The organism is Bradyrhizobium sp. SZCCHNPS1003, from assembly GCF_032381555.1.
In the GTDB taxonomy this organism is placed as follows: domain Bacteria; phylum Pseudomonadota; class Alphaproteobacteria; order Rhizobiales; family Xanthobacteraceae; genus Bradyrhizobium.
The window spans coordinates 178,996-199,862 of sequence record NZ_JAUHIU010000009.1; the positions used below are offsets into that span (position 1 = coordinate 178,996).

The 20,867-nt window shown below is 63.1% G+C and carries 33 protein-coding genes and 1 pseudogene; 8 read left to right on the forward strand and 26 right to left on the reverse strand.

Translation table 11 applies throughout. The features are described 5' to 3' along the window. Positions 1 to 35 precede the first annotated feature (35 nt). The 14 genes from QX126_RS16935 to QX126_RS17000 all read right to left on the reverse strand — a co-directional run bounded on the left by QX126_RS16935 (position 36) and on the right by QX126_RS17000 (position 5,530). Entirely contained in the window at positions 36 to 329 is a 294-nt protein-coding gene (locus tag QX126_RS16935) for a hypothetical protein (RefSeq protein ID WP_315782417.1), read from the reverse strand. Between the two features lie 231 nt (positions 330 to 560). Beyond that, positions 561 to 851 carry a hypothetical protein gene (locus QX126_RS16940; protein ID WP_315782419.1) on the reverse strand — a complete coding sequence of 97 codons (291 nt, stop codon included), beginning with the start codon at positions 849 to 851 and terminating at the stop codon, positions 561 to 563. A 1-nt stretch (position 852) separates the two neighbouring features. Continuing rightward, positions 853 to 1,026 carry a hypothetical protein gene (locus QX126_RS16945; RefSeq protein ID WP_315782421.1) on the reverse strand — a complete coding sequence of 58 codons (174 nt, stop codon included), beginning with the start codon at positions 1,024 to 1,026 and terminating at the stop codon, positions 853 to 855. Further along, positions 1,023 to 1,211, reverse strand: a complete 189-nt coding sequence (locus tag QX126_RS16950) for a hypothetical protein (RefSeq protein ID WP_315782422.1) — start codon at positions 1,209 to 1,211, stop codon at positions 1,023 to 1,025. Before QX126_RS16950 ends, QX126_RS16945 begins: the two co-directional genes overlap by 4 nt. Further along, positions 1,211 to 1,495 (reverse strand): hypothetical protein, encoded by a 285-nt coding sequence (locus QX126_RS16955; RefSeq protein ID WP_315782424.1) that lies wholly within the window; start codon positions 1,493 to 1,495, stop codon positions 1,211 to 1,213. Before QX126_RS16955 ends, QX126_RS16950 begins: the two co-directional genes overlap by 1 nt. Before the next feature lie 126 nt (positions 1,496 to 1,621). Continuing rightward, a complete protein-coding gene (locus QX126_RS16960; protein ID WP_315782426.1) occupies positions 1,622 to 2,116 on the reverse strand; it encodes a hypothetical protein in 495 nt (164 codons plus the stop codon). Then, positions 2,116 to 2,316: a hypothetical protein gene (locus QX126_RS16965; protein ID WP_315782427.1), complete on the reverse strand. Its 201-nt coding sequence runs from the start codon at positions 2,314 to 2,316 to the stop codon at positions 2,116 to 2,118. The genes QX126_RS16960 and QX126_RS16965 overlap by 1 nt, the downstream gene beginning before the upstream one ends. Before the next feature lie 12 nt (positions 2,317 to 2,328). After that, entirely contained in the window at positions 2,329 to 2,859 is a 531-nt protein-coding gene (locus QX126_RS16970; protein WP_315782429.1) for a hypothetical protein, read from the reverse strand. A 10-nt stretch (positions 2,860 to 2,869) separates the two neighbouring features. Continuing rightward, positions 2,870 to 3,388, reverse strand: coding sequence for a TIGR02594 family protein (locus QX126_RS16975; protein ID WP_315782432.1), 519 nt, complete (start codon positions 3,386 to 3,388; stop codon positions 2,870 to 2,872). A gap of 13 nt (positions 3,389 to 3,401) precedes the next feature. Beyond that, the gene (locus QX126_RS16980; protein WP_315782434.1) at positions 3,402 to 4,028 is read right to left on the reverse strand and encodes an MT-A70 family methyltransferase; all 627 of its coding nucleotides are present in this window, start codon (positions 4,026 to 4,028) and stop codon (positions 3,402 to 3,404) included. 65 nt (positions 4,029 to 4,093) lie between these two features. Continuing rightward, positions 4,094 to 4,267, reverse strand: coding sequence for a hypothetical protein (locus tag QX126_RS16985; RefSeq protein WP_315782436.1), 174 nt, complete (start codon positions 4,265 to 4,267; stop codon positions 4,094 to 4,096). Next, positions 4,264 to 4,461: a hypothetical protein gene (locus QX126_RS16990; RefSeq protein ID WP_315782437.1), complete on the reverse strand. Its 198-nt coding sequence runs from the start codon at positions 4,459 to 4,461 to the stop codon at positions 4,264 to 4,266. The genes QX126_RS16985 and QX126_RS16990 overlap by 4 nt, the downstream gene beginning before the upstream one ends. Further along, the gene (locus QX126_RS16995; RefSeq protein WP_315782439.1) at positions 4,461 to 4,769 is read right to left on the reverse strand and encodes a hypothetical protein; all 309 of its coding nucleotides are present in this window, start codon (positions 4,767 to 4,769) and stop codon (positions 4,461 to 4,463) included. The genes QX126_RS16990 and QX126_RS16995 overlap by 1 nt, the downstream gene beginning before the upstream one ends. Before the next feature lie 152 nt (positions 4,770 to 4,921). After that, positions 4,922 to 5,530 (reverse strand): deoxycytidylate deaminase, encoded by a 609-nt coding sequence (locus QX126_RS17000; protein WP_315782441.1) that lies wholly within the window; start codon positions 5,528 to 5,530, stop codon positions 4,922 to 4,924. 241 nt (positions 5,531 to 5,771) lie between these two features. On the opposite strand from QX126_RS17000, the gene QX126_RS17005 reads away from it, so the two are divergent. Continuing rightward, the gene (locus tag QX126_RS17005; protein WP_315782444.1) at positions 5,772 to 6,116 is read left to right on the forward strand and encodes a hypothetical protein; all 345 of its coding nucleotides are present in this window, start codon (positions 5,772 to 5,774) and stop codon (positions 6,114 to 6,116) included. Positions 6,117 to 6,137: 21 nt separating this feature from the next. Here the strand turns inward: QX126_RS17005 and QX126_RS17010 are convergent, their stop codons facing one another. From QX126_RS17010 to QX126_RS17045, 7 genes and pseudogenes are all read right to left on the reverse strand, one after another. Continuing rightward, positions 6,138 to 6,788 (reverse strand): SLOG family protein, encoded by a 651-nt coding sequence (locus tag QX126_RS17010; RefSeq protein ID WP_315782587.1) that lies wholly within the window; start codon positions 6,786 to 6,788, stop codon positions 6,138 to 6,140. Beyond that, positions 6,788 to 7,084, reverse strand: a complete 297-nt coding sequence (locus tag QX126_RS17015) for a hypothetical protein (protein WP_315782446.1) — start codon at positions 7,082 to 7,084, stop codon at positions 6,788 to 6,790. The genes QX126_RS17010 and QX126_RS17015 overlap by 1 nt, the downstream gene beginning before the upstream one ends. Before the next feature lies 1 nt (position 7,085). Further along, a pseudogene (locus QX126_RS33570) lies at positions 7,086 to 7,504 on the reverse strand (DUF6884 domain-containing protein). A 12-nt stretch (positions 7,505 to 7,516) separates the two neighbouring features. After that, on the reverse strand, positions 7,517 to 8,164 hold the full coding sequence (locus QX126_RS17030) for a hypothetical protein (RefSeq protein ID WP_315782452.1): 648 nt from the start codon (positions 8,162 to 8,164) through the stop codon (positions 7,517 to 7,519). An 18-nt stretch (positions 8,165 to 8,182) separates the two neighbouring features. Beyond that, the gene (locus tag QX126_RS17035; protein WP_315782454.1) at positions 8,183 to 8,629 is read right to left on the reverse strand and encodes an aspartyl protease family protein; all 447 of its coding nucleotides are present in this window, start codon (positions 8,627 to 8,629) and stop codon (positions 8,183 to 8,185) included. A 154-nt stretch (positions 8,630 to 8,783) separates the two neighbouring features. Further along, entirely contained in the window at positions 8,784 to 9,077 is a 294-nt protein-coding gene (locus tag QX126_RS17040) for a hypothetical protein (RefSeq protein WP_315782455.1), read from the reverse strand. A 59-nt stretch (positions 9,078 to 9,136) separates the two neighbouring features. After that, on the reverse strand, positions 9,137 to 9,391 hold the full coding sequence (locus QX126_RS17045; protein WP_315782457.1) for a hypothetical protein: 255 nt from the start codon (positions 9,389 to 9,391) through the stop codon (positions 9,137 to 9,139). 280 nt (positions 9,392 to 9,671) lie between these two features. Here QX126_RS17045 and QX126_RS17050 point away from each other — a divergent pair, with 280 nt between their 5' ends. From QX126_RS17050 to QX126_RS17065, 4 genes are all read left to right on the forward strand, one after another. After that, complete coding sequence (locus tag QX126_RS17050; RefSeq protein WP_315782459.1) at positions 9,672 to 10,166, forward strand: MarR family winged helix-turn-helix transcriptional regulator; 495 nt, start codon at positions 9,672 to 9,674, stop codon at positions 10,164 to 10,166. Between the two features lie 61 nt (positions 10,167 to 10,227). Then, positions 10,228 to 11,901 carry an FAD-dependent oxidoreductase gene (locus QX126_RS17055; protein ID WP_315782461.1) on the forward strand — a complete coding sequence of 558 codons (1,674 nt, stop codon included), beginning with the start codon at positions 10,228 to 10,230 and terminating at the stop codon, positions 11,899 to 11,901. A 255-nt stretch (positions 11,902 to 12,156) separates the two neighbouring features. Then, positions 12,157 to 12,429 (forward strand): hypothetical protein, encoded by a 273-nt coding sequence (locus QX126_RS17060; RefSeq protein ID WP_315740183.1) that lies wholly within the window; start codon positions 12,157 to 12,159, stop codon positions 12,427 to 12,429. A gap of 54 nt (positions 12,430 to 12,483) precedes the next feature. After that, positions 12,484 to 12,978 (forward strand): GNAT family N-acetyltransferase, encoded by a 495-nt coding sequence (locus QX126_RS17065; protein ID WP_315782462.1) that lies wholly within the window; start codon positions 12,484 to 12,486, stop codon positions 12,976 to 12,978. 83 nt (positions 12,979 to 13,061) lie between these two features. Here the strand turns inward: QX126_RS17065 and QX126_RS17070 are convergent, their stop codons facing one another. Together QX126_RS17070 and QX126_RS17075 are read right to left on the reverse strand one after the other, a co-directional pair. Then, the gene (locus QX126_RS17070; RefSeq protein ID WP_315782464.1) at positions 13,062 to 13,952 is read right to left on the reverse strand and encodes a hypothetical protein; all 891 of its coding nucleotides are present in this window, start codon (positions 13,950 to 13,952) and stop codon (positions 13,062 to 13,064) included. Between the two features lie 385 nt (positions 13,953 to 14,337). Next, the gene (locus QX126_RS17075) at positions 14,338 to 14,583 is read right to left on the reverse strand and encodes a DUF3551 domain-containing protein (RefSeq protein ID WP_315773929.1); all 246 of its coding nucleotides are present in this window, start codon (positions 14,581 to 14,583) and stop codon (positions 14,338 to 14,340) included. 362 nt (positions 14,584 to 14,945) lie between these two features. On the opposite strand from QX126_RS17075, the gene QX126_RS17080 reads away from it, so the two are divergent. Next, entirely contained in the window at positions 14,946 to 15,962 is a 1,017-nt protein-coding gene (locus QX126_RS17080) for a YihY/virulence factor BrkB family protein (RefSeq protein WP_315782466.1), read from the forward strand. A 114-nt stretch (positions 15,963 to 16,076) separates the two neighbouring features. On the opposite strand, the gene QX126_RS17085 is transcribed toward QX126_RS17080, so the two are convergent. Continuing rightward, positions 16,077 to 16,415 carry a hypothetical protein gene (locus tag QX126_RS17085; RefSeq protein WP_315782467.1) on the reverse strand — a complete coding sequence of 113 codons (339 nt, stop codon included), beginning with the start codon at positions 16,413 to 16,415 and terminating at the stop codon, positions 16,077 to 16,079. A 232-nt stretch (positions 16,416 to 16,647) separates the two neighbouring features. On the opposite strand from QX126_RS17085, the gene QX126_RS17090 reads away from it, so the two are divergent. Together QX126_RS17090 and QX126_RS17095 are read left to right on the forward strand one after the other, a co-directional pair. Continuing rightward, entirely contained in the window at positions 16,648 to 18,333 is a 1,686-nt protein-coding gene (locus QX126_RS17090) for a PAS domain-containing methyl-accepting chemotaxis protein (protein WP_315782469.1), read from the forward strand. 136 nt (positions 18,334 to 18,469) lie between these two features. Next, positions 18,470 to 18,724, forward strand: coding sequence for a hypothetical protein (locus tag QX126_RS17095; RefSeq protein WP_315782471.1), 255 nt, complete (start codon positions 18,470 to 18,472; stop codon positions 18,722 to 18,724). 34 nt (positions 18,725 to 18,758) lie between these two features. Here the strand turns inward: QX126_RS17095 and QX126_RS17100 are convergent, their stop codons facing one another. Together QX126_RS17100 and QX126_RS17105 are read right to left on the reverse strand one after the other, a co-directional pair. Further along, the gene (locus QX126_RS17100) at positions 18,759 to 19,523 is read right to left on the reverse strand and encodes a serine acetyltransferase (RefSeq protein ID WP_315782473.1); all 765 of its coding nucleotides are present in this window, start codon (positions 19,521 to 19,523) and stop codon (positions 18,759 to 18,761) included. Between the two features lie 134 nt (positions 19,524 to 19,657). Further along, positions 19,658 to 20,284 carry a LysE family translocator gene (locus QX126_RS17105; protein WP_315782476.1) on the reverse strand — a complete coding sequence of 209 codons (627 nt, stop codon included), beginning with the start codon at positions 20,282 to 20,284 and terminating at the stop codon, positions 19,658 to 19,660. Between the last annotated feature and the right edge of the window lie 583 nt (positions 20,285 to 20,867).

The following is a 20,867-nucleotide window of genomic DNA, read 5'->3' on the forward strand; positions in this document are numbered from 1 at the left end:
TACTCGCTTGTATGCTCGGTGCGGTCACGACTGCTTTAGCAGATATGCCAAACGACAAAAGGGTTCACCCATGGACAATGGATAAACCAATTAAGATCGGCGTTGATTTCCAACCCCAGCATTTTGCGACCGTCGAGATAAACCCGCAAGGCGGGAATGCGTTTCAGCTTGTCTGGACTTGCGAGAATGGCGAACGAGGCAGCAGTCATGATGCGACTTACCACCTCGACTTCATGAATGGTGACCAGGTCGCAGATACATGGTATCGGACATGCCATCTCGGTCGGTCCGCAGTTCAGTTCAAACAACGAAGGGACACGGTCGCGCAAATAGTCGATCTTTCCAACCTCGCCGGGAAGGTGACCGGCGTTAGAATCTGGGCAGAAGGTGCGCTTCCGGTAGCAAAACCATATGAACGTTGCCCTCCAGGAACTGAGCGTCCCGGAGGGCCGTGGGGACCTGTTTGTCACTAGAGTGGTGCGATTTGAGGCTTAGCCCAGTGCGCCGCCATTGGGGCGGGTGCTTTGTTCAGCGCCTTAGCCTGCCTGTCGTGCCGGCAGTCATCGCAGCACTCGCAGGATGGCGCTGTGGATGGTCTGAGTGACAATCTCGCCGTTCTCGAATGCGGTCCCAGGGCTGGCGATGAAGTCGAGGTGATCCTCTGTGACCTGCCGGCGGATGTTCATGATGGCCTCCTTCCGGAAGTCTGTGCAGGGCGGGAATGGCTCGATTCGATTCCAGGACAGAACCATGCGTGCGCGGCTCTTCGGGAGTACCCTGTATTCGCGCCGCTCCAGCTCCTTGATCAGTGCCTCATCGCTTTGGAACATCAGCTCGTGGGGGTAGCTCATTTCAGCTCAGCCTCCTTATCCCCATCTCGTACAGCTCACGCCTGTCCATGCTGTGGTGGACGAAGACGCCGCATTCCTCCGTTGGATTGCACCAGCACGGCTTGTCGGAGTCCGTGCTGTGATCGCGATAGTCGTTGATCGGGACGACGTGGTATTTCTCGACTTCCCAGCTCACAGCTTCACCAGATCGCCATCGCACAGAATGGTCAGGAACTCGCTCGGCTCCGCGAAGTACGGGTGGTCATAGTAGAGCTTCCCGCAGGTCTCGCAGACGCAGCCGCCGCCGGCCCTTTGCCAATCACCTGCGTCGATCTTTGCGAGCTGTTCAGGCGTTGGCGTCGGTCGTGGTCGCAGCGGCATCACATGCCCCCGAATACGCGCTTCTGGACCGACAGCTTCTTGTCAGCCTCCTCGCGAGCCTCCTTCATCACCTCGGCGACATAGTCTCGAACGTCGACCGGCGGCTTGCCTGAAGATGCCGGAGCGCCGGAATCCTTCGGCGCATCCCACATATCGAGTATCGCGGCTGCCTTCTCCTCGATCGGCAGCTCATGCCAGCGCGAACCAGTGGACCAGCTGAAACCGGTGCAGCCCTTCTCGATCATGTCGATGATCCGGTCTTTCAGACGCTCAACCGCGCTCATTTTCTTCCTCTCTCTCGACTTCCGTGCTGCCTTCTTCCAACCATTGTGCGGCTGCCCTGGCTTTAGCCTCTGCAATGCAGGCTCTCCTGATGAAGTTGACCATCTTGATCCGCTGTGCCCTGCGCCTCACCGCTGAAACGTCGATGACGGATGGCTGTGACCATCGATGCAGATCGTATTGCCGTTCGGCCGCTTCTCCATCATGTGGCCAGGCTCTCCACAGGTCGGGCAGCGACCGAGTCCGATCTTCTTCTCACGCCCCTTGAACCAGCCCTCGATGAAGTGGTGGAGGTGTGGCGCACGCCGCGGCAGCTGCGACAGGCCTGTGCCGATGCCGTCTGTCGGAACCACAACAGTCCTGCCGGCGCGCAGCAGCTCATCTATCTTCAGCAGGTCGCGCTCGACGATGGCCCTGCATGCGGGGGTCTCATCGAAGAAGGAGCGAGGATCCATGCTGGGAGACCACTTGGTGGCGACTCCGATGGCATTTTGCTCGCCACGCATCTGCTTCGCCTGGCCGCCATAGCCGGAGCGCTGCACGTTATCGCCGAAGACGTAGAACTGGCTGGGATTGTCCCGGAGGTCCTTCCGAGATATGAATTTCTGTCGGACGATCGGCATCAGGGGTGCTCCTTCGTGCCGTAGGCGCAGTCGGCGCAATGGATCGCACCCTTGTCGCCGATAAACTGCTCGTCGCAGATGAAGCAACGTGAGATGTAATTGCCGGGCGCCCAGCCGTTCAGCTTCGGCCGCTTGTCGCCGTTCCAGTTTCTGATCTCGATTTTGTTCAGCTTCTCGGCTTGTTCAGTGGCGTAACACATGCGATCTCCCTTTCAGAAAACGTCGGCCTCTGATGCTTCTTCGGTCTCGTACTCAGGAATGTCGGGCACGATGATCGGCTGGCGGCGGAGCAGGCTGACAACCAGCTGCCAGGAAGGTGCGTCCTTCGATCGGATCGGCGCCGGCACGATGGTCTTGAAGGTCGGCCAGTTGCCCCAGAAGTGCGACTCCTGGGGCTCCAGCAGGCCTGCCCAGTCCGGAATCTCTTCCGGCTTGAGGAGGCCCGGTGGCGTCACGAAGAAGAACTGATCCGAGAACAGGCGAGCGCCGCGCTGCTTCAGCGGCTGCTGCACGTCCTTCAGGAAGTCGGAGCGCGAGACCTTGATCTCGTAGCTCGTCGCCGTGCAGCCCTTCGTCGCGTTGGCTTCGATCACCCACAGGTCGATCGAGCGCTCAGCTCCGCCGGCATAGCCGCAGCCGACGCGCAGCTCGGGGATGGCGATACAGCCCCGGCTGTGACGCCGAGGCAGCTTCTGCTTGAACACTTGAGCGGTGTACTTCCGCTCGGTCGACTTGATGGGCATCTGGTGCTCCTCAGGTCGGCGAGACCCAGGCGCGGATGCGGTGGCGCGGATAGACGCTCTCCGCCACGCGATGGCCGTGGTTGCCGCTGATGACGATCGGGTCACCCTTGGCGGTGAAGCCAGAGACGATGCCGACGTGCCCACCGCCGCGGCGACCCATGGTCACGACAGCTCCGACCTGCGGCGCAATGTGGCGATGGCTCTCCCAGGACAGGGCGCGGTCATCGACGCCCGTGGCGCCTGTGATCTTGCGCAGGAATGCGGAGCACCACAGGGCGCTACGGACGCCGACTTGATGAGCCGTCTCACCAACGAACTGGCGAGCACGTTCGACGAAGCCTGTGCCAGCGCTGAAGCCCTGCTGGAGTCCGCTCTGGATGCCACCGAACAGGATCGGCTGCTCCTCCTGCACGGCAACGGCCTGATGCAGGTGATGGTGGCGATGATGGCGATGGGGACGGGCTTCAGCCACACTGATTGGCGCGGCCAAGGCAGCGGCGCAGAGCAGCGCCGAGATTGCTCTCTTCACTTCATTCTCCTGACTAGGCGGCTAGGATTGCTGGTTCGCCAGCGACGTTCAGAACCGGCTCAGCGGCCGACTCGGAATTGAATTTCTCGATCTCGTTGCCCCAGGCATCCCAGCCTGGGCGCACCTGACGGCTGAAGATGTCCGCCTTCGGATACGGGCCTGCCATCTTGGCTGCGTTGAAGTAGCCTTCCTCGGGCTTGCGCGAATGCTCGCGGCGAGGCTGCAGGATGGCGGAACGGACATCACGGGCATGCACGCGCGGCTTGCCGATTTTGCCGATCAGGATGGGTTCATGGCAGTTGCGGAACACATATCCGGTCCCGAACGTCGGGCGGCTGTTGTCCTTGGTCATCTTCACCCAGACGCCCTGGGTGACGTACTTCACGTCCCAGCGGCGAAAGGCCTCGCGGGCCTCGTCGTACATGACGCCTGTGGCGTAGAGCCAAACCCACATCCCATCTGGATGCGCCAACTCGGCGATCGGCAGCTCGTAGATGTCTTCGAGCGTCATGCACTTGTAGTGACGCTCTGCAGACTTGCCTTTGCCCTTTTGAGAATAGGTCTGGAACGTCCACGGCGGGTCGATCTTCGCCAGGCCGTAGTGACGTCTGAGCAGGGGGGCGAGTTGGAACTCTGTCATTTGCATTTTCGTCATTTGCATTCATGCAAATGCCAGAGCAAGCCAAGGCTGTCAACTTTTGGTCGTCAATCGATCAGACGCAGCTGCTCAGGATTGTAGATGTGAAGCGCGCCTGCGACTTCAGGGACGGTACACTCGACAACCAGACGTGGCTCGCCCTTGAGTGTCGAGAACGTCGAGACGACGACGCCGGGCCACTTGTAGCCCTTGATCTTCTCGACCTTGTCACCGACCTTCATGTTTCAGCCTCAGCGAGCGCTGAGCGGCCGGCATCGGTGATCCGCCACTGCATGCCGTAGCCGCTCAGATTCTCCTTGATGAAAAAGCCGCGCTCCGCCAGCTTCGCGGTCGTCTTCGGGTTGAAGAGTCCCCAGCCGCCGGGCCGCTCAACAGCGTCCTTCAAGGCCAGCTTTTCCCTGCTCGTCAGCTTCATCAGTCCTCCTTCTTCAGCCACCGCGGCTGATATTGCATCGCTTCCTCGATCAGCTCTGGTTTGAGCACATCTTCCTTGCGCTCTGCGAGGATCGCCTGGACCAGCATGGCATCCGGCAGGATAGACATGCATGGCTGCTTCTTGTCCTTCCGATCGCAGGTCGGCTCCGTCAGCTTGGCTCTGACCACGAACATCTCGCGGTCATGACCGAAACGCTCCAGCAGCTTGACCTTGCTCGCACGACCCTCGCGGTCGCACTGCGTGCACTTCACGCGGACATGTGCCAGGGGCCAGTCTTCAAGTCGCATCGACGCGCTCCGTAGCTGCCTTCACTCGGATGCGGGGCTTCGTTTTAGGAGGCCCCCAGTTCTGGACGAGATGGTAACGGTAGCAGTCATCGCCCTTGCGGATGGCGCACTCACGAAAATCCCATCGCTCGTTGCCGCACGGGCAGCCGCGGTCATGCGACATCTTCGTCCTCCGGCAGGTCGATGATGTCGCACTGGATGCCGCATTCGTCGTAGATCGAGCGTGACTTTGCCATCGAGTCCTTCCACCGTTCGCGCTTGTCTTCCGGCAGCCCAGGCGCGACGACGCGCTTGATGCCTGCCTGCACCATGTGGAGGGCGCAGCGGTCGCAGGTGAGGAACGGCCAGGTGTAGAGCGTGTAGCCGTGGAGCGGCTCACGAGCAGTCAGCACCGCGTTGATCTCAGCGTGGATGACCAGGGCGATCTTGGTGTCCCGGTCATGCAAGCGCTCGAAGGTGTCAGCGATTCCGCGCGGGAAGCCGTTGTATCCCGTTCCCGCGATCGTTCTGTCCGGTCGGACGATCACCGCGCCGACTTGCGTGCTCGGGTCCTTCGATCCGCTGGCGATCTCGCGAGCCACGCGCAGGTGGTAGCGATCCCAGTCGAGGTTGTTGCGCTTGATCTCGGTCCTAACTGGCGCAGCGACCGGAGCGATTCGGGACGCCTGGCAGCAGATATCGCAGATCGAATTTGGATTGCGCTGCTGATGGGAGCAGGGACTCACGGCGGAACAGCAACCCAGCATCAACCGGCTAAACACCTTGCCTCTCCATTTGCGTTGTTGATTTGCAATACAATACAAAATGCAAACAAGCAAGTTTTGGGTTGGAACCCAATGAAGGAGCTTTCAAGCCGGAAATGTTGGGTTTTGGATGTTTTCAGTTCCTGCCGGAATAGCATTGTGGTCGCGGTGAAAACTTGCATTTTGCCGCAAGCCTAGCTAATGCAAACGACGGAACCGGGACGTTGGCGTCTCGGCTATGGTCTGGCGGCGGAACACCATGAAGCGTTCTTTTTGTTATCGGGGTTACGAAATTTCGGCTGAAGACGGCCGTTACCAGGCGAAGTCCTTGGATGGGGATGAGTTTTTGATGACGTCCAACCACCTCTTGCGGGTCCTGAGAAGCGTGGATGCGCTCTGGGTCGCCACTGAAGAGCTTCTCGACCAGGGGATCTCCAAGAGCCAAGCGCCGTCATGGATTCGGGATCTGCTGGAGAAACCGATCATCCACATCGACCTCGATCTCGCTGATGGCGTCGCTCCGTCGAGCAATCCGGCAGGTGTCATCCAGTTCCGCCGCCGCTTCAGCATCATGGCGTCAGGGCCCTCGGCAGCAACAGCCTAAGACACGGCGTGCCAGATCTGATCAAGATGGCTTCGGAAGCCAAGTCGAGAGTCCGAACTCCAAGCACCTGACGGTCATGTCGCGGGTGCCGGTGCCGCCCGGAAATCCGATTGCGAGCTGGGGCCGCCCTACGCGGAGCATCAGCTCATTCCGGACATGGCCGGCGAGAGCATCATAGAGCTTCCCTGCCTTGTTGCGGCGAACCAAAGCGCCGGGACGCTCGATGTTGCTCCAGTCTGCGGGGTAGGGGTCGACAGCAACGCCTCGATCCTTCGCCCATAGGCGGGCCAGGGTGTCTGCTCCTGAGGCTTCGCCCTCGATGATACAGGTGATGGCACGGCGCGTGTGGACGCGGTCCAGAGCGCGATAGAGCCATCTTCTGTCCGAAAACTTGCGGCCTCCGAACACGACCACCCTGTGATTCGCCTTCAGCAGAATGTCGTCGCCGTGACAGCGGTGCGGCGCACAGAAGCAGACCAGGTCCTCACCGGTCAGGCCGGACACATCCATCTCAGGCAGCTGCTCGCAGGCGAAGCGGTTGCAGACCTGATCTCGATCGCCGTGCTCTCCGATGACGAATCGATTGCCCCATGGCGAGCCGCGCCCGATGTAGATTGCACCAGGGGGAGCGTCCCCATGGTACTGGTTGTAGACCCGAGGTGCTGGCATCATCACCTCTTCATGTCGCAGTCGTGGCTAACCCCGTCCAGTTCGAAGTCCGCAACGCCCTGCGTGGCGGTGCAGAAGTCGAACCCCACACCATCCTTCTCGGCGTGCCAGCCGTACCTACCACAATCCTCCTTGACCTTGATGCTGTAGGTGGTGCCCTTCCAGGTCAGGGTGTTGTTCGTCTCGTCGATCTTCACCGGCAGTTTGCGGCCATGATCCTTGCACATGTAGGTGTAGGTGGGGGCGGCCTCTGCCTGGGTGATGCCGAGAGCAAGAGCAATAAGCAAGAGTTTCTTCACGTTAACCTCCAAGCAGATTCTTCATCCAGCTGAGCTGTTCGCCCATCTGAAGGCCTTTCATCGGAACGTCAACGGTGTCGAATCTCGCAGTCAGCGGATTCATCAGGAACTCCCTGTAGTTCTGTCCGGCCAGGACGACCGCACGGGTGCCGCGCAGATCCCACTCGGCGATCTCGCGGATGACGCGGGCGGCCCATTTCTGTCGATCGGCAACGCGCATGTGGTTCAGCGTCGTCTCATACGGAGCGATCAGTCGCCCAGGCTCGACCAGCCATGCTGAGCCGCCAGGATGAACCATCGGTTGGCATTGCGCCTGGCGTATTCCCTCGCCATCCGAAACCACGGCGAGATGTAGAGGCTCTCCGCAAGCTCGGGAGTTGACGACTTTGTCTTCACATAGGATACGAACGCAACCTTCATTTCACACTCGGGTCACTTCTGCAGCGCGGTCTCAAGTTCCTTAGCGCAAACCGGAGCTACCGCATTTATCACAGGCTGCATACGCTTGATGCGATCCGCGGCGGGTATTCCCTCGGCGGATTTAAGGTCAGAGTCCGAAATTCTGTCGGCCATGCCGTTAGCGAAGCAGACGCAGTAGCTCGTGAGCAGGGCTTTTGGTATCGATGCGTTCTCTGGTGCGGCGGTCTGGGTCTGAACGCACGTTCTCACGGCGCCTCCGACAAAGCCGTCCCTGTAGCCGCTGCTCAAACCAGGCGCCGTAGGAGACGTTTGAGCGTCCGCGGCCCGAAAATAACGAACACCATCGCGGGCCGCCCAAAACGCGATTGCGAACGCGATGATGTATCCAGCCGATCCAATAAGTTTTTTCACCACACCCCCCTCAGTTGTAGGAAAAACTTGCCGCAATTTGGCAGGGAATGCATCATCGCCCATGCCGGATTCCCCATGTTCCGACTGTCGGCGGGGATAATTGAGCTGATGATCAATTTCTCCCCAAATTTCCTCGAAGAGTGTTCTGACCTGAATTTCGCAAGAAAGCGGGGAATCCGGCCGCGCGACGCGCGTGGATGGCGTCGAGAACGGCGTAGAGCTATCTTCTGTCCTTGAAGTCTCGGCCATCGAACACGAGCACCCGCATTAGGGCTTGTCCTTCTGGGGGCCGACCGTGAAATAGCTCTCACCATTCGGATCAATGACCAACACGCCTAATTCCAGAAAGCGCGTTCCAAAAACTGCCTGATAGGACCTCTCGCCAGGCGCATAGTCGGACGAAATGACTTGCGTTCGAAGTCCAAGTTGAGCGGCCGGGAAGTTGATAAAGGCTTCGTAGACGGCATGATCCTTGGTGCCGTGCGCTGATCGAACGCTAGTTCTATCGGACGCAACCGGGCAGCCACACTCAATCAGGACCGACTCATCGACAAAAATGTCATCCGCTCCGGTATCAATCAATGCGCGAACTGTCTTTAGCTTCGGGCCAGCTTGACTGACATAACCGATCTGGACCTCGACGACAGGCGATTTCTCGCTCAGATATTCGCTAGTGAAGCCAGGGCGGTCGACGTAGTGAACTGGAATCTTCATTTCAAATCCTTGCTGTCAACCAGCTCAGCTGGTTGCCCATCGCCAATCCCACGATCGGCAGTGCGACTCTCCGAAGGGGTGCAGCAGATTACCATGAACATGTTCGCTGATCCCTCCGCTTTGGTCTTCACTGGGGAGACGAACGCGACCCGCGTCATTGGTCTTTCCGCCAAGGGTTCTGCTTGCCTGTGCCGCCGTGCGCTTTGTCCCAATGCCAAGCATTGACGGCGCGGCTTTCCGCAGCCGCGATCGCGTCCTTGACCTTGGTGTAGATGTCCCGCTCCTCGTTTGAGAAGGACCGATACGCTTCGTTGCGGGCTTCAGCCTTGGCGTGATACAGACTCTCGTCGTCTTGTTCCTTCCGCCGCTCCTCTTCGGTCAGTTTGGACAGCCGCGCGTTTTCGCGGGCGATCTCTCGACGGGCTCGACCCGGATTGTTGTGACCCATCGTTATTCTCCCTTGTCTGATTCAACCATTTGGTTTGCCGTGGATTTCTACAACAGACTTCATCGGAATGCCTTGCAGGCGTCGCCGCTACGGAAGGTCCCGGAGGGGCAGGCGGTGCCCGGGATGTAGGGGTAGGCGCGGGGTGTGTCCTGGTGAAGCGCCTCGCACTTGTCGCCCTTGCCTACGTAGCCGGTCGGGCAGGTGCCGGTCCGCTGGATGCGCTCCCTGCCGTCGCGGGTGGGCGTGGGATACTGGCTCTCAGCGTGGGCCGTCGTGGCCACGAGCATGACAATTGCCACCATGGTTTTGGTCATGATCTACTCCATAGAACGGATACAGGACGGTGGGGATGGGGTACAGATTGGGTACAGAATGAACGTGAACAAACATAGAATATCACGGCCAAAAGAAGCCGAAAAGCTCAATGATTTCAATGGATGACAGGAAGGCCCTCAAGTTCGGGACGCAGGGGTCGCAGGTTCGAATCCTGCCGCTCCGACCATTTGTTGGCGTGACAACTCACGCTTTTCCCGATGTCACCTTGCGCCTGCTACGCTGGTCCAGCGTAGCTCGATGAAGCGAGGTGTTCCCGACATGACAGCGCGATCTCCACGCACGGCGCCGCTTGCGGGACGAACCGGAACGGCCTGGCGGCACGCCAATGTCGGCCGGTTGCTCAACAATGCGGTGCGCCGGTTCGAATCCCGGGTTCTCCAGCTGATGGCGGAGAGCGGTCACGGCGAAACGCGGATCGCTCATGTCAGCCTCACGCGAAATCTCGACGTCGAGGGCACGCGGCTGACCGAGCTCGCGCGGCGGGCCTCGATGAGCAAGCAGGCGATGGGCGAACTGGTCGATCAATGCGCCGAGCTGGGACTGGTGTCGCGCGAAGCCGATCCGAGCGACCGGCGCGCGCGCCTCGTCCGCTTCACGCCGGCCGGACTGAAATGGCTGGAGGCGTTTGGCGATGCCGTCGATGTGGCCGAAGCCGAGATGCGCAAGGAGCTCGGCAAGGCGGCGATGGACGCGATCCTGCAAGGATTGCAGGCCTACGGCGCCCGCTTCGATACGCTCGACGACACCAGATAGTCAGGTTGCTTGACTATTTTGCGGGGCGCGGTAGCATTCCTCCATTGCGAGGAGAAGCGCCGTGATCGAACGTCTGAGCGCCTCGGTGCTGATCGCGGGTGGCGGGCCGTGCGGGCTGATGCTGGCCAACGAGCTTGGCCGCCGCGGCGTGTCCGCAATCCTCGTCGACGAGAAGCCGGGAACGGCCTTCAACCCGCAGGCCAACGCGACGCAGGCGCGGACGATGGAGCATTTCCGCCGGCTCGGCTTCGCCGACGAGGTCCGGCGCGCCGGCCTGCCCGCGGACTACCCGACCGACGTCGCCTATTTCACGCGCTACACGGCGCATGAGCTGGCACGTTTTCAATTGCCGTCCGCAGCACGCGCGACGGAACTGGTGAAGGGTCTGTCCGGCTCATGGAGCGCGGCCGAGCTGCCGCATCGGGTGTCGCAGAAGTTCGTCGAGGCGATCCTGCGCCGGCACGCAGCGCGGCTTGCAGGCATTCAGCTGCACTACGGGCATCGGTTGATCGGCTACGTCGCCGATGACGGCGGCATTGCCGCCGAGGTCGAGCGTGTCAGCGACGGTGCGCGCTGCGAGGTCGCGGCTGATTTCCTGATCGGCGCCGACGGTCCGCGCTCCCGGGTGCGACAATCGCTCGGAATCTCCTATGGCGGAACGACGGGAATAGAGCGCGATTTCATGGGCGGCCGCATGCTCGCGGTCTATCTCCGCTCGCCGGAGTTCTACGCCAGCATCCCCCATGCGCGAGCCTGGATGTATGTCTGCTTCAACCGCGACCGCCGCGCCTTCATGGCCGCGGTGAACGGCCGCGACGAGTTTGCCTTCCACACCCAGCTGCGGCCGGGCGAGGACGAACGCGCGATCACCGCCGATGATGCAAGGACAGCGTTCCAGCGTGCCTGCGGTGCGCCCATTCCCTGCGAGGTGCTGTCGCACCTCACCTGGACCGCGGGTCATGCGCTGGTCGCCGAGAGCATGCAGCGCGGCCGGGTCTTCCTTGGCGGTGATGCGGCGCATCTGTTCACGCCGACCGGCGGACTCGGCTACAACACCGCGATCGAGGACGCGGTCAATCTGGGCTGGAAGCTCGCGAGCGTCGTCAAGGGAACGAGTCCCGTCTCGCTGCTCGACAGCTACGAAGCCGAGCGTCGTCCGGTGGCGCTGCGCAACACCGACTACGCGCGCCGATTTGCGGATTCGCTCGGCCTGTTTGCCGCGGTGCCCGAGATCGAGGACGCGACAGCGGCCGGCGACGAGGCTCGGCGCATCGCCAGCGCCTATCTCGATCGGCATGCGCGCGCCGAGTTCAACATCCCCGGCATCACTTTCGGCGGCCGCTACGACGGCTCACCGATCATCGTCCCCGATGGCACTCGACCGCCGCCGGATGCGGCCAACGTCTACGTGCCGAGCGCTTGTCCCGGCGGCCGCGCGCCGCATGCCTGGCTGGAGCAAGGTATCTCGCTGTACGACCGCTTCGGCTTCGAATGGACGCTGCTGCGTTGTGAGGGCAGCGACGTCGATGAGGATCAACTCCGCGAGGCCATGGGGCCGCTGCGTGCCGACGTCGAGATCGTCACCTTGCCGCGGGCCTTGCGTGATCTCTACGAGGCCGACCTCGCGTTGATCCGTCCCGATCAGATCGTGGCCTGGCGCGGGAGCGCTGCGCAGGCCGGCATGCTTGGCAGCGTGCTGGCTCGGGCACTCGGAGGGGATGCACGCACTCCCTGAGCTCTCGGTCGTGCGGGGCGAAATGGACCCGCGGCGGCGCGCCGCCGATCGGCTTCTACGCCCTCACGATCAGAACCTCTTGGACATCCGGCGCGTCATCGACACCAACGTCATCGGCAGGGTTGAGCTGAGGAGCACGTCGGCGCTGCGCGTTCGGCATTGGGGCGCCGTCTGCCCAAGCATTGCCCGACCTTCGTCCGGCTGCTAGCGTTCTCCCGTGAGGCACGGGCGAACGAAGCGACGATGACCGACGTGATGACCGAATCGGAAAAGGCGCAGCAGATCGTGGCTGCGCTGAGGGCGGCGGAGGCGAGCCCGCCGGAAGCGGCCCTGCAGACGTTGAACGGCCTGATGGGCCTGGTCCGCAGCCCGAGCGCGGAGCAGCCGCTCGAGGTGGAGGAGGCGCGCTCGGCGGCCTTCATGTCGATCTGTGAGGTCGGCAAGGCGCTGCATCGCGGGCAGCCGACGGAGGCGCTGTGGCCGGCGGCGCTGTCGGCCGGCGAGCGCTGGCTGGCGCTCGCCAAGTGAGCAACGACAAGTGAGCAAGGACGAGTGAGCGAGAACCAGCCCGGCGCGGGCCGCATGAGTTGGCGTGCAATGGCGCCAGGCGATCTTGCTGATGTCGATGGGATCGCGGCCCGCCTGCACCCGAACTATCCCGAGGACAGGCGTGTTTTCGCGGAGCGCCTGCGTCTCCACCCCGATGGATGCCGCGTGCTGCTCGCGGCTGGCGCCTGGATCGCCGGCTATGTGCTCAGCCATCCCTGGCAGCTCGGCCGGCCGCCGGCCTTGAACGTGCTGATCGGAAGCATTCCGTCGCCCGCATCGACCTACTACATCCACGATCTCGCCTTGCTGCCCGAGGCCCGCGGCAGCGGCTCGGCGACAGTGATCGTTGAGGAGCTGATCCGACACGCGCGTGCGCTCGGCCTGACGTCGCTGTCGCTGATCGCCGTCAACGGCTCGACGCCATTCTGGGAGAGGCAAGGATTTGCAGTCGACAAGGCAGCCGCCGCCACCGATCCGACCGGCAGCTATGGCGGCGACGCGAACCTGATGCTTCTGCGGCTCGCCTGAATTACACGCGCTTCTTTCGCGGCGGCGGTGCCATGCGAAGCGGCCCGGCGATGGGCCGGGCCACTTGCGGTTCATGACGTGCTCTATTCCGGCATCGACATCGGCCGGCGCCACATCTCGCGCCGCCGGCTGAAGCGGTTGGCGTGCAGCATCCATCCGGTGACAGGCTTGCCGTCGCGGTGACGGCCACCGCTCTCCGCGGCCGCCCAGGCGGCGACGGCGCCGAGCAGCAGCGCGGTGGCAACCGAGAACGCCAGGATGACGGTGCCGGCGCGCGTGCGCGAGATCGCGCTCTTGGCTTGTGCGATCACGCCGTCCACCCGCCGCTCGGCATCGGGAGCAGCGAGACCGGTCGTGCCGCTGACCATCTGCACGAGATAGCCGCGATCCTCCGGGCTGACGCCATTGTGGCTCGACGCCGTGAGCAGGATGCGTCCGGCTTCGCTGCGCGCGGGTGCGAGATCCGGGCTGGGCGCCCGCCGCGGCGCGCGGAACAGATGGTCGAGCTCATAGCTCAGGACCGACGGCTCATTGGCCGTCGCCGGCGCAGTGAGCGGATTGGTCCGTGTCGCCGTGGACGCGCCGAGCACGGCCAGGGTGGCGCCGAGCACGACCGCCAGCGCCCAGGCTGCGACGCCGTGCAGACCGTCGCGCTTTTCGATCTCTTCGCTTTCGGCAAGCCCGTGCGGCGCGCGCAGGCGGCCCGCCATGTAGCCGCCGCAGCCGAAGCTGATCAGCGCCTGCAGCACCAGATACAGTCCTGACAGGAGCCAGAGCGCCACCGAGGCGTCGCGCCATGTCGGCGCAGTGGAGCTGACACCGAGGCCGACCGACATGGCAAAGCCGATCAGGATCGAAGAGACCGCAGCGGCGGTGATGGCTCCTGCAACGACCGGCGTCCATTGCAGGGTCCAGCTATCGGCCGTCGCGCTTGCAACGGGTGACGTGACGACCGGCGCGGTTTCCATGGCCATGATGCCGTCTCAGCGCAGGCCGAAGAACGACAGAACGGCCATGATGACCACGATCAACCCCACGAGATAAATCAGTCCGTCCATGATGGTCCTCCTCCGGTTCGACATTGGTCGCCGTATAAGCGACAGCGAGGCGCAATGTTCCGCGCACGGAGCGGCGGAGGAGGAGAGGACGCGCGGCTGCCGGCCTCAGATGGGAGTTGCCGCAACAGCTAACGGATCATGGTGCCATTGCGCGACGCAATAGAGCAGGGCCAGGGGGCGTGGCGGCCAGAGATGTCGCCGCCAGCCATGTTTCAATCGCAGCCACCTTCCGATCGCAACCATGTCTCGATCGATGGCGCTGCCCGTTCACCGCGCGAGAGGCTGATGCAATGACCCGCGCTCAATAGCGTCGGTCGTAGCCGCGCTGCCGGGCATAGGCGTAGGTGGGGTTGATACCGCAGCCGGCATCGGTGCCGGAGGCCGCAGCCAGGCACTGGCGATAGGTGGAGAATTGGCAGTTGCCCGGATAGCCCCAGATCCTGCCTTGCAGGCAGTAGCGGTCCTGCGCGGCGGAGGCGGGCGAGATCGCGGCGAAGCCCGCGAGGACGGCGGTGGCAGACAGCGAAGCAAACAGCAGGCGGCGCATGCGTTCATCCTTGCGTTGAAAAGTACCGTTGCAACGCGAGGGTACGCAGGCCCGTTCCTCGCGCGCAGCATTAACTGTTGTGTCGGCGTCGCAGCTTCGCGTTCACCGACGAACGAAAATATCTGCATGTCGGCGCTTGCCCGAGTTGGCCTTTTGAAGATCTGAGGCAGCCCCACCGTCGCGGAGCTCGGCAACGGGCGTCATGGCGTGATGCCGGAACATTCGTCCACCGCCCCGGTTGCCTTTTTCGCCGCTAGTGATGGACCGATCCCATGTTTCGCCGATCCAGGACGTCAGACGCCGCCCATCGCGACTCCCCAAGCGTTTTCGCGAGCAGCCCGCGCGCACCTGGCACCGGCGGGATGCTGGCTCTGCTCGGGTTCGCGTTCCTGATCCACTATTTCGATCAGCGGCCCGAACAGGCCGGGCGCACGGGACGCGCGAGCAGGGTCGACGATGGACACGGCCGGTTGGCGCGTTCGCCCTCGGAGATTCCCGCGCGCAGCTGGAAGGACGTCTTGTTCCGGGTCTACGAGAACGTCACCGAGCACAGGATCGTTGCGCTCGCCGCAGGCATGACATTCTACACCCTGCTGGCGATCTTTCCGGCGCTGGCCGCGCTGGTGGCAATCTACGGCCTGTTTTCCGATCCGGCCAGGATCACCGGACATCTGGAGCAGTTGCAGGGCGTGATGCCGGGCGGCGCCATCGACATCGCGCGCGACCAGTTGACGCGCGTCTCCGCCAACGGCACTCAGGCGCTCGGCATCACTTTCCTGGTCAGCCTCGCGATCTCGCTATGGAGCGCCAATGCCGCGATGAAGTCGCTATTCGATACGCTCAACGTCGTCTATCGCGAGCCGGAGAGGCGTGGCTTCATCAAGCTGAACGCGATTTCGCTGCTGTTCACCGGAGGCGCGATCCTGTTCGCGCTGCTCGCGATCGGAGCCGTCGTCGTGCTCCCGGTGCTGCTGAACTATCTCGGCATGTCCGAGGCCGGCGACCTGGTGTTGCGGATCGGCCGCTGGCCGGTCATCTTCATCTGCGTCGCGCTCGGACTGGCTCTGATCTACCGCTACGGGCCGGACCGCGAGGAGCCCAGATGGCGCTGGATCAGCTGGGGCGGCGCGCTGGCAGCGGTGCTGTGGCTCGCAGGGTCGGCGCTGTTCTCCTGGTATGCGGCCAATTTCGGCAGCTTCAACGCGACCTATGGCTCGCTCGGCGCCGCCATCGGCTTCATGACCTGGATCTGGATCTCCGCCATCGTGATCCTGATTGGCGCCGAGCTCGATGCCGAATTGGAGCATCAGACCCTGCGCGACACCACCACCGGCGCCGCGGGACGTCCGCATCCTGTCGAAGCCGTATCGCATCGATGAGCCGGCGGCCGCGCTCGACGCGGTGAAGATGGAAAACGTCTGGTCGCAGGCGCACATCTCCTGAGGAATACCTGATCGATGCAGGTTGGGTGGACGGAGTCAGTTGATCATCTATCATTTCAGGATGGCGCCGGGTGATCCGCACCGCCGTCCGCCCGCTCGTGGCTGTGCGACCATATCGAGGGCGCCAAACAGCATCTCCGGCACCATGACGTCAGCCTGGTCGTCGACGCGGGCGATATCTGCTGCACGTTCCAGGTCCGCTCCCGCGGCGGCGATCCGCTGATCGGCGCCTACCGCGATCCCGACCTGACGCGCCCAAGGGCCAACGAGATGGGCTGCGGCAATCTTTCCGACCGGGTGCGCCTGCAAAATGAATATGACGGGAGCGGCGGTCCGCCCTGTCAGTGCGGATCGCCGGATCCTTCCGCCCGCGATCTCTGGATGCAGCATCGTACGCTTCACCTTTGATGTTGGGGCGCCGCAGCGCAGCTTCCGCGCGGCGTCATTGTATGTCTGACATCATGCCACAACGGTAGAACTACGGAAAAACCGGATTTCTCAACGCGCTTTAACGAGAGTGGAACAAGTTGCATCAATCTTTGCGCAGACATGTCGTCGGTCGCATGGGCAACCGTCACCGTCGCCGATCATCTGAAAACGTACTCATCATCTGGAGGTCACCTTGTTGTTTCGATCGAATAGCCGCGCGGACGCCGAAGCGCAGCTTGCAGCAATCAGTCGTGCGATGGCCGTGATCGAATTCCAGCTCGATGGCACGATCATCACCGCCAACCAGAACTTCCTGAACGCGGTCGGGTATCAGTTGCAGGAAATCCAGGGCAGGAACCACAGCATGTTCGTGGATACTTCGGAGCGCGACAGTGCCGCCTACCGCGAGTTCTGGGCCGCACTGCGCCAGGGCGAGTTCAAGGCTGCCGAGTTCAAGCGGATCGGCAAGGGCGGTCGCGAAGTCTGGATCGAGGCGTCCTATAATCCCGTCCTCGACAGCGCCGGCAAGCCGGTGAAGGTCGTCAAGTTCGCGACCGACGTCACCGAGAAGAAGCTGCGCAGCATGGCCGACGGCTCCAAGCTTGCCGCCATCGATCGCGCGCAGGCCATGATCGAGTTCAAGCTCGACGGCACCATCGTCAGTGCCAACAAGAATTTCCTCGATGCGCTGGGCTACCGCCTCGACGAGATCCAGGGCAAGCATCACAGCATGTTCGTCGAACCCGCGCTGCGCGACAGCCCGGCCTACCGCGAGTTCTGGGCTGCGCTCAATCGCGGCGAATACCAGGGCGGCGAATACAAGCGCATCGGCAAGGGCGGCAAGGAAGTTTGGATCCTCGCCACCTACAATCCGGTGCTCGATGCGACGGGCAGGCCGATCGGGGTCGTCAAGTTCGCGACCGATGTCACCGCGCAGAAGCTGAAGAACGCCGACCTCGCCGGGCAGATCGAGGCCATCGGCAAGTCCCAGGCGGTGATCGAGTTCAACATGGACGGCACGATCATCACCGCGAACGACAACTTCCTTCGCGCGCTCGGCTACACCCTGGCCGAGATCCAGGGCAAGCATCACAGCATGTTCGTCGAAGCGTCCGAGCGGGAGAGCGCTGCCTATCGCGATTTCTGGACGAGCCTGAACCGCGGCCAGTACCAGTCGGCCGAGTACAAGCGCATCGGCAAGGGCGGCAGGGAAGTCTATATCCAGGCCTCCTACAATCCGATCCTCGACCTCAACGGCAAGCCGTTCAAGGTGGTCAAATATGCGACCGACGTCACCCGGCAGGTCTTCGTTCGCATGGGCAACGAGCGCGTGCGGGCCATGATGGAATCGGTGGCGGCGGGCGCAGAGGAGCTCAACGCGTCCGTGCGCGAGATTTCCGAAGCGATGACGAAGTCGCGCGAGACCGCCATGGGCGCGGTGGACCGTGTCACCGCAGCCGACGCGCAGGCACAGCGGCTCTCCGATGCCGCTCAGTCGATGAGCGGCATCGTCGAGATGATCCACAACATCACCGGCCAGATCAATCTGCTGGCGCTGAATGCCACCATCGAGTCCGCCAGGGCCGGCGAAGCGGGCAGGGGCTTTGCCGTCGTTGCATCCGAGGTCAAGAACCTCGCCACCCAGGCGAAGACCGCCACCGACAAGATCGCGACCGAGATCGACAGTCTCAACAATATCTCCGGGGGCGTCGTCACGTCTCTCGGCTCGATCAAGCAGGCGATCCAGAACGTCAGCGAGTATGTGACGTCGACGGCCGCCGCCGTCGAGGAGCAGAGCACCGTCACGAGCGAGATGTCGTCCAGCATGGCGCGTGCCGCTGCAGAAGCTCAGGCTCTGGCCGAGCGCGCCGCGGCTTGAGGCTGGATCGAAAAGCGCCGACGCGCGGCGGCCTGTCAACCCGGGCCGCCGCGCGGTTGCAGGCGATGCCGCCGGCCGGCGCGTCATGCGCCTGTCGCCCCTTTGCCGAATTCCACCACTCTCACCGGGGTGATCCGTGGCCGATATCCTCGCATTTCCCGCCCGGGCCTCGTTGCGGATCGTCGGCGCGAAGGCAGAACGGCTGCGCGATGCGGTGGCAACCAGCGAGGTCGGACGGCTGCGGTGCGAATTGGAGCTTTGGCGAAGCGCGGTCGACAATCTGGATCGGTGCATCAGGTCGGATCCGGCCCTCGCATCGCTTGCGGCCGAGTGCGACAAGATCCGCGACCTGATCTCCGTCACCGCGGGCAAGCTTGATACATTGCTGTAGAACCGGCCGTCCCAGGAGTCGCGAGGAGTCGTGGTCAGGTCGGGATCGGCTGCTCCGGGCAGTTCGTCAGGCGAGCCGGCGTGCCCACGGCGGTGCAGCCGGCCGGCACATCGGTGGTGACGACGGCACCGGCGCCGATCTTGGCGAAGTCGCCGACCGTGACGTCGCCCAGCACGGTCGCGCCCGAGGAGAGCAGCACGCCGCGGCCGATCCGCGGGGCGCGGCCGGGCAGCGCGTCGTGTCGTCCGATCGTAACGTTCTGCAGAATGGTGACGTCGTGGCCGATGCTGCTGTGGGCGCCAATGACGATGCCGGTGGCATGATCGAGAAACACCGCGGTCCCGAGCCGCGCCGAGGGATGGATGCTCACCTGCAGGGATGTTGACGAGTCCGCCTGCAGCAGTAGCGCCAGGTCGGGTTGCCCGTTGCTCCAGAGCCAGTGCGAGACGCGATAGGCCTGCAACGCGATGTAGCCTTTGTAGTTCAGCAGCGGCGGCAGCAGCGCTGTCGTCGCTGGATCCTGCGTCGCGATCGCGCCGAGGTCGCGACCCGCCGCCTCGACGAGCTCAGGCGCGGCGGCATACGCCTCGCGCGCGACCGCGGCAAATCGGGCGCGCGCGGCATCGCCGCTGCCGAGGCGGATGCCGATCTGCTGCGCGACGGCACTGCCGAGATCAGAATGGTCGAGGATTGCAGCCGACAGGGCGCGGCTGAACACGGGATCGGCCGCGGCGATGCGCCGGGCCTCGTGCTGGATCGACGGCCAGAGCTCGGGACTGGATGGGTGTGTGTCGGCCATGGCAAAGCCTGCTCGATAACAGGTGACGGCGGCAATATAGCCTGACCTGCGCGTTGCAGAAACCTGGACGACGCCTCGCGGGCGTTGTCAGCCGATGTGGCCGGCGACAATCCCTGCCGAAGGTCGCAGCCCGTTCAGTTCTGCGCCGTCCGCGCCGCCGCGGCGGCGACGCCCGCACCGATCAGAAGGGTGCCGCCCGCCTTGTTGAAGATGCTGATCACCTTCGCGCTCCGTACGAGCGCGCGGGCGCGCGAGGCGATCAGCGCATAGCCGACGGCATTGGCGAAGGCGAGCACGACGAAGGTCGATTCGAACACGATCATCTGCTTGAGGAAGCTGCCGTTCGGACTGAGGAACTGCGGCAGGAACGCAACGAAGAAGGTGATGCTCTTCGGGTTCAGCGCCGTGACGATCCAGGCGTGACCGAGCATCTTCAGCGCCGAGGTCCTGTCGGTCCGCGGCACGGCGTTCAGCACGCCGCCGGCCTGCCACAGCTTGATCCCGAGCCAGACGAGATAGGCCGCGCCGATCCATTTCAGCACGGTGAACAGCAGCGCCGAGGTCGCCAGCAACGCACCGACGCCCAGCATGGACAAGGTCATGGCGGTGAAGTCGCCCAGCGCGACGCCGACGGCCGTCGGCAGCGCGGTTCGCCACCCCTGGCCCAGCGCATAGGAGACCACCAGCAGAACCGTCGGCCCAGGGATCACCAGGAGGATGATGGACGTTCCCGCAAATGCGAACCAAGTCTCGATCGTCATGCTGATCGTCTCTCGCGAGGAGATATGCGACGTTGGTATATCGAGGCGGATCGGGCCGCAATGATCTTTGTTACGAGAGCCACTTCGCAGTTCTCCTCGACGATCACAATCCGTCTGCCAACGCAAGACGTGTCATGGACGATCTTCGGTCGCTGCGGCGCTCCAAAAAACGCTTTCGCTTTTCCAGAAAATGTGCTCTACTGCGTCCATCCTGCTTCGCCACGAGGGGCGTATCGCGATCGTCACGACACGTGAGGCGGGGAGGCGATGGCCGCTTGTCTGCCGCAGCGTGCTTGCACGCGGACGAACGGCAGCTGGCGGACGTGAAGTCGTGTGGTCCTGGCGCCGCGACGCTGGCGCCAAGCTTTCGGGCGATGATTCCGAGGGCGACGGTGGCTAAAGAGCCGTACACCGGGGAGAGCACGATATAATCGTGAAGACCATCGCGCGGGGAATGCCGGGATGTCTCGGCTGAACCTGTGGTTCCTGCCGCCTGCATTTTTTTCGCAGGCGGGCCATGGGGGCGGCCAGCTCCCGGCATTCCCTGCGCCCTCGTGTTTCGCGAGGGCTCATCGATCCCATC

Excerpts from the sequence above, each read along its gene's own strand:
- QX126_RS17105 (WP_315782476.1), bottom strand. The coding sequence starts at position 20,284 with ATGACGATCGAGACTTGGTTCGCATTTGCGGGAACGTCCATCATCCTC.
- QX126_RS17035 (WP_315782454.1), bottom strand. The coding sequence starts at position 8,629 with ATGAAGATTCCAGTTCACTACGTCGACCGCCCTGGCTTCACTAGCGAA.
- QX126_RS17030 (WP_315782452.1), bottom strand. The coding sequence starts at position 8,164 with ATGGCCGAGACTTCAAGGACAGAAGATAGCTCTACGCCGTTCTCGACG.
- QX126_RS17010 (WP_315782587.1), bottom strand. The coding sequence starts at position 6,788 with ATGATGCCAGCACCTCGGGTCTACAACCAGTACCATGGGGACGCTCCC.
- QX126_RS17080 (WP_315782466.1), top strand. The coding sequence starts at position 14,946 with ATGCTGGCTCTGCTCGGGTTCGCGTTCCTGATCCACTATTTCGATCAG.
- QX126_RS17040 (WP_315782455.1), bottom strand. The coding sequence starts at position 9,077 with ATGGGTCACAACAATCCGGGTCGAGCCCGTCGAGAGATCGCCCGCGAA.
- QX126_RS17070 (WP_315782464.1), bottom strand. The coding sequence starts at position 13,952 with ATGGCCATGGAAACCGCGCCGGTCGTCACGTCACCCGTTGCAAGCGCG.
- QX126_RS17060 (WP_315740183.1), top strand. The coding sequence starts at position 12,157 with ATGACCGAATCGGAAAAGGCGCAGCAGATCGTGGCTGCGCTGAGGGCG.
- QX126_RS16950 (WP_315782422.1), bottom strand. The coding sequence starts at position 1,211 with ATGCCGCTGCGACCACGACCGACGCCAACGCCTGAACAGCTCGCAAAG.
- QX126_RS17085 (WP_315782467.1), bottom strand. The coding sequence starts at position 16,415 with ATGCTGCATCCAGAGATCGCGGGCGGAAGGATCCGGCGATCCGCACTG.
- QX126_RS17005 (WP_315782444.1), top strand. The coding sequence starts at position 5,772 with ATGAAGCGTTCTTTTTGTTATCGGGGTTACGAAATTTCGGCTGAAGAC.
- QX126_RS16980 (WP_315782434.1), bottom strand. The coding sequence starts at position 4,028 with ATGACAGAGTTCCAACTCGCCCCCCTGCTCAGACGTCACTACGGCCTG.
- QX126_RS16955 (WP_315782424.1), bottom strand. The coding sequence starts at position 1,495 with ATGAGCGCGGTTGAGCGTCTGAAAGACCGGATCATCGACATGATCGAG.
- QX126_RS17045 (WP_315782457.1), bottom strand. The coding sequence starts at position 9,391 with ATGACCAAAACCATGGTGGCAATTGTCATGCTCGTGGCCACGACGGCC.
- QX126_RS16960 (WP_315782426.1), bottom strand. The coding sequence starts at position 2,116 with ATGCCGATCGTCCGACAGAAATTCATATCTCGGAAGGACCTCCGGGAC.
- QX126_RS17100 (WP_315782473.1), bottom strand. The coding sequence starts at position 19,523 with ATGGCCGACACACACCCATCCAGTCCCGAGCTCTGGCCGTCGATCCAG.
- QX126_RS17075 (WP_315773929.1), bottom strand. The coding sequence starts at position 14,583 with ATGCGCCGCCTGCTGTTTGCTTCGCTGTCTGCCACCGCCGTCCTCGCG.
- QX126_RS16985 (WP_315782436.1), bottom strand. The coding sequence starts at position 4,267 with ATGAAGGTCGGTGACAAGGTCGAGAAGATCAAGGGCTACAAGTGGCCC.
- QX126_RS17050 (WP_315782459.1), top strand. The coding sequence starts at position 9,672 with ATGACAGCGCGATCTCCACGCACGGCGCCGCTTGCGGGACGAACCGGA.
- QX126_RS16995 (WP_315782439.1), bottom strand. The coding sequence starts at position 4,769 with ATGCGACTTGAAGACTGGCCCCTGGCACATGTCCGCGTGAAGTGCACG.
- QX126_RS16990 (WP_315782437.1), bottom strand. The coding sequence starts at position 4,461 with ATGAAGCTGACGAGCAGGGAAAAGCTGGCCTTGAAGGACGCTGTTGAG.
- QX126_RS16965 (WP_315782427.1), bottom strand. The coding sequence starts at position 2,316 with ATGTGTTACGCCACTGAACAAGCCGAGAAGCTGAACAAAATCGAGATC.
- QX126_RS16970 (WP_315782429.1), bottom strand. The coding sequence starts at position 2,859 with ATGCCCATCAAGTCGACCGAGCGGAAGTACACCGCTCAAGTGTTCAAG.
- QX126_RS17065 (WP_315782462.1), top strand. The coding sequence starts at position 12,484 with ATGAGTTGGCGTGCAATGGCGCCAGGCGATCTTGCTGATGTCGATGGG.
- QX126_RS16940 (WP_315782419.1), bottom strand. The coding sequence starts at position 851 with ATGAGCTACCCCCACGAGCTGATGTTCCAAAGCGATGAGGCACTGATC.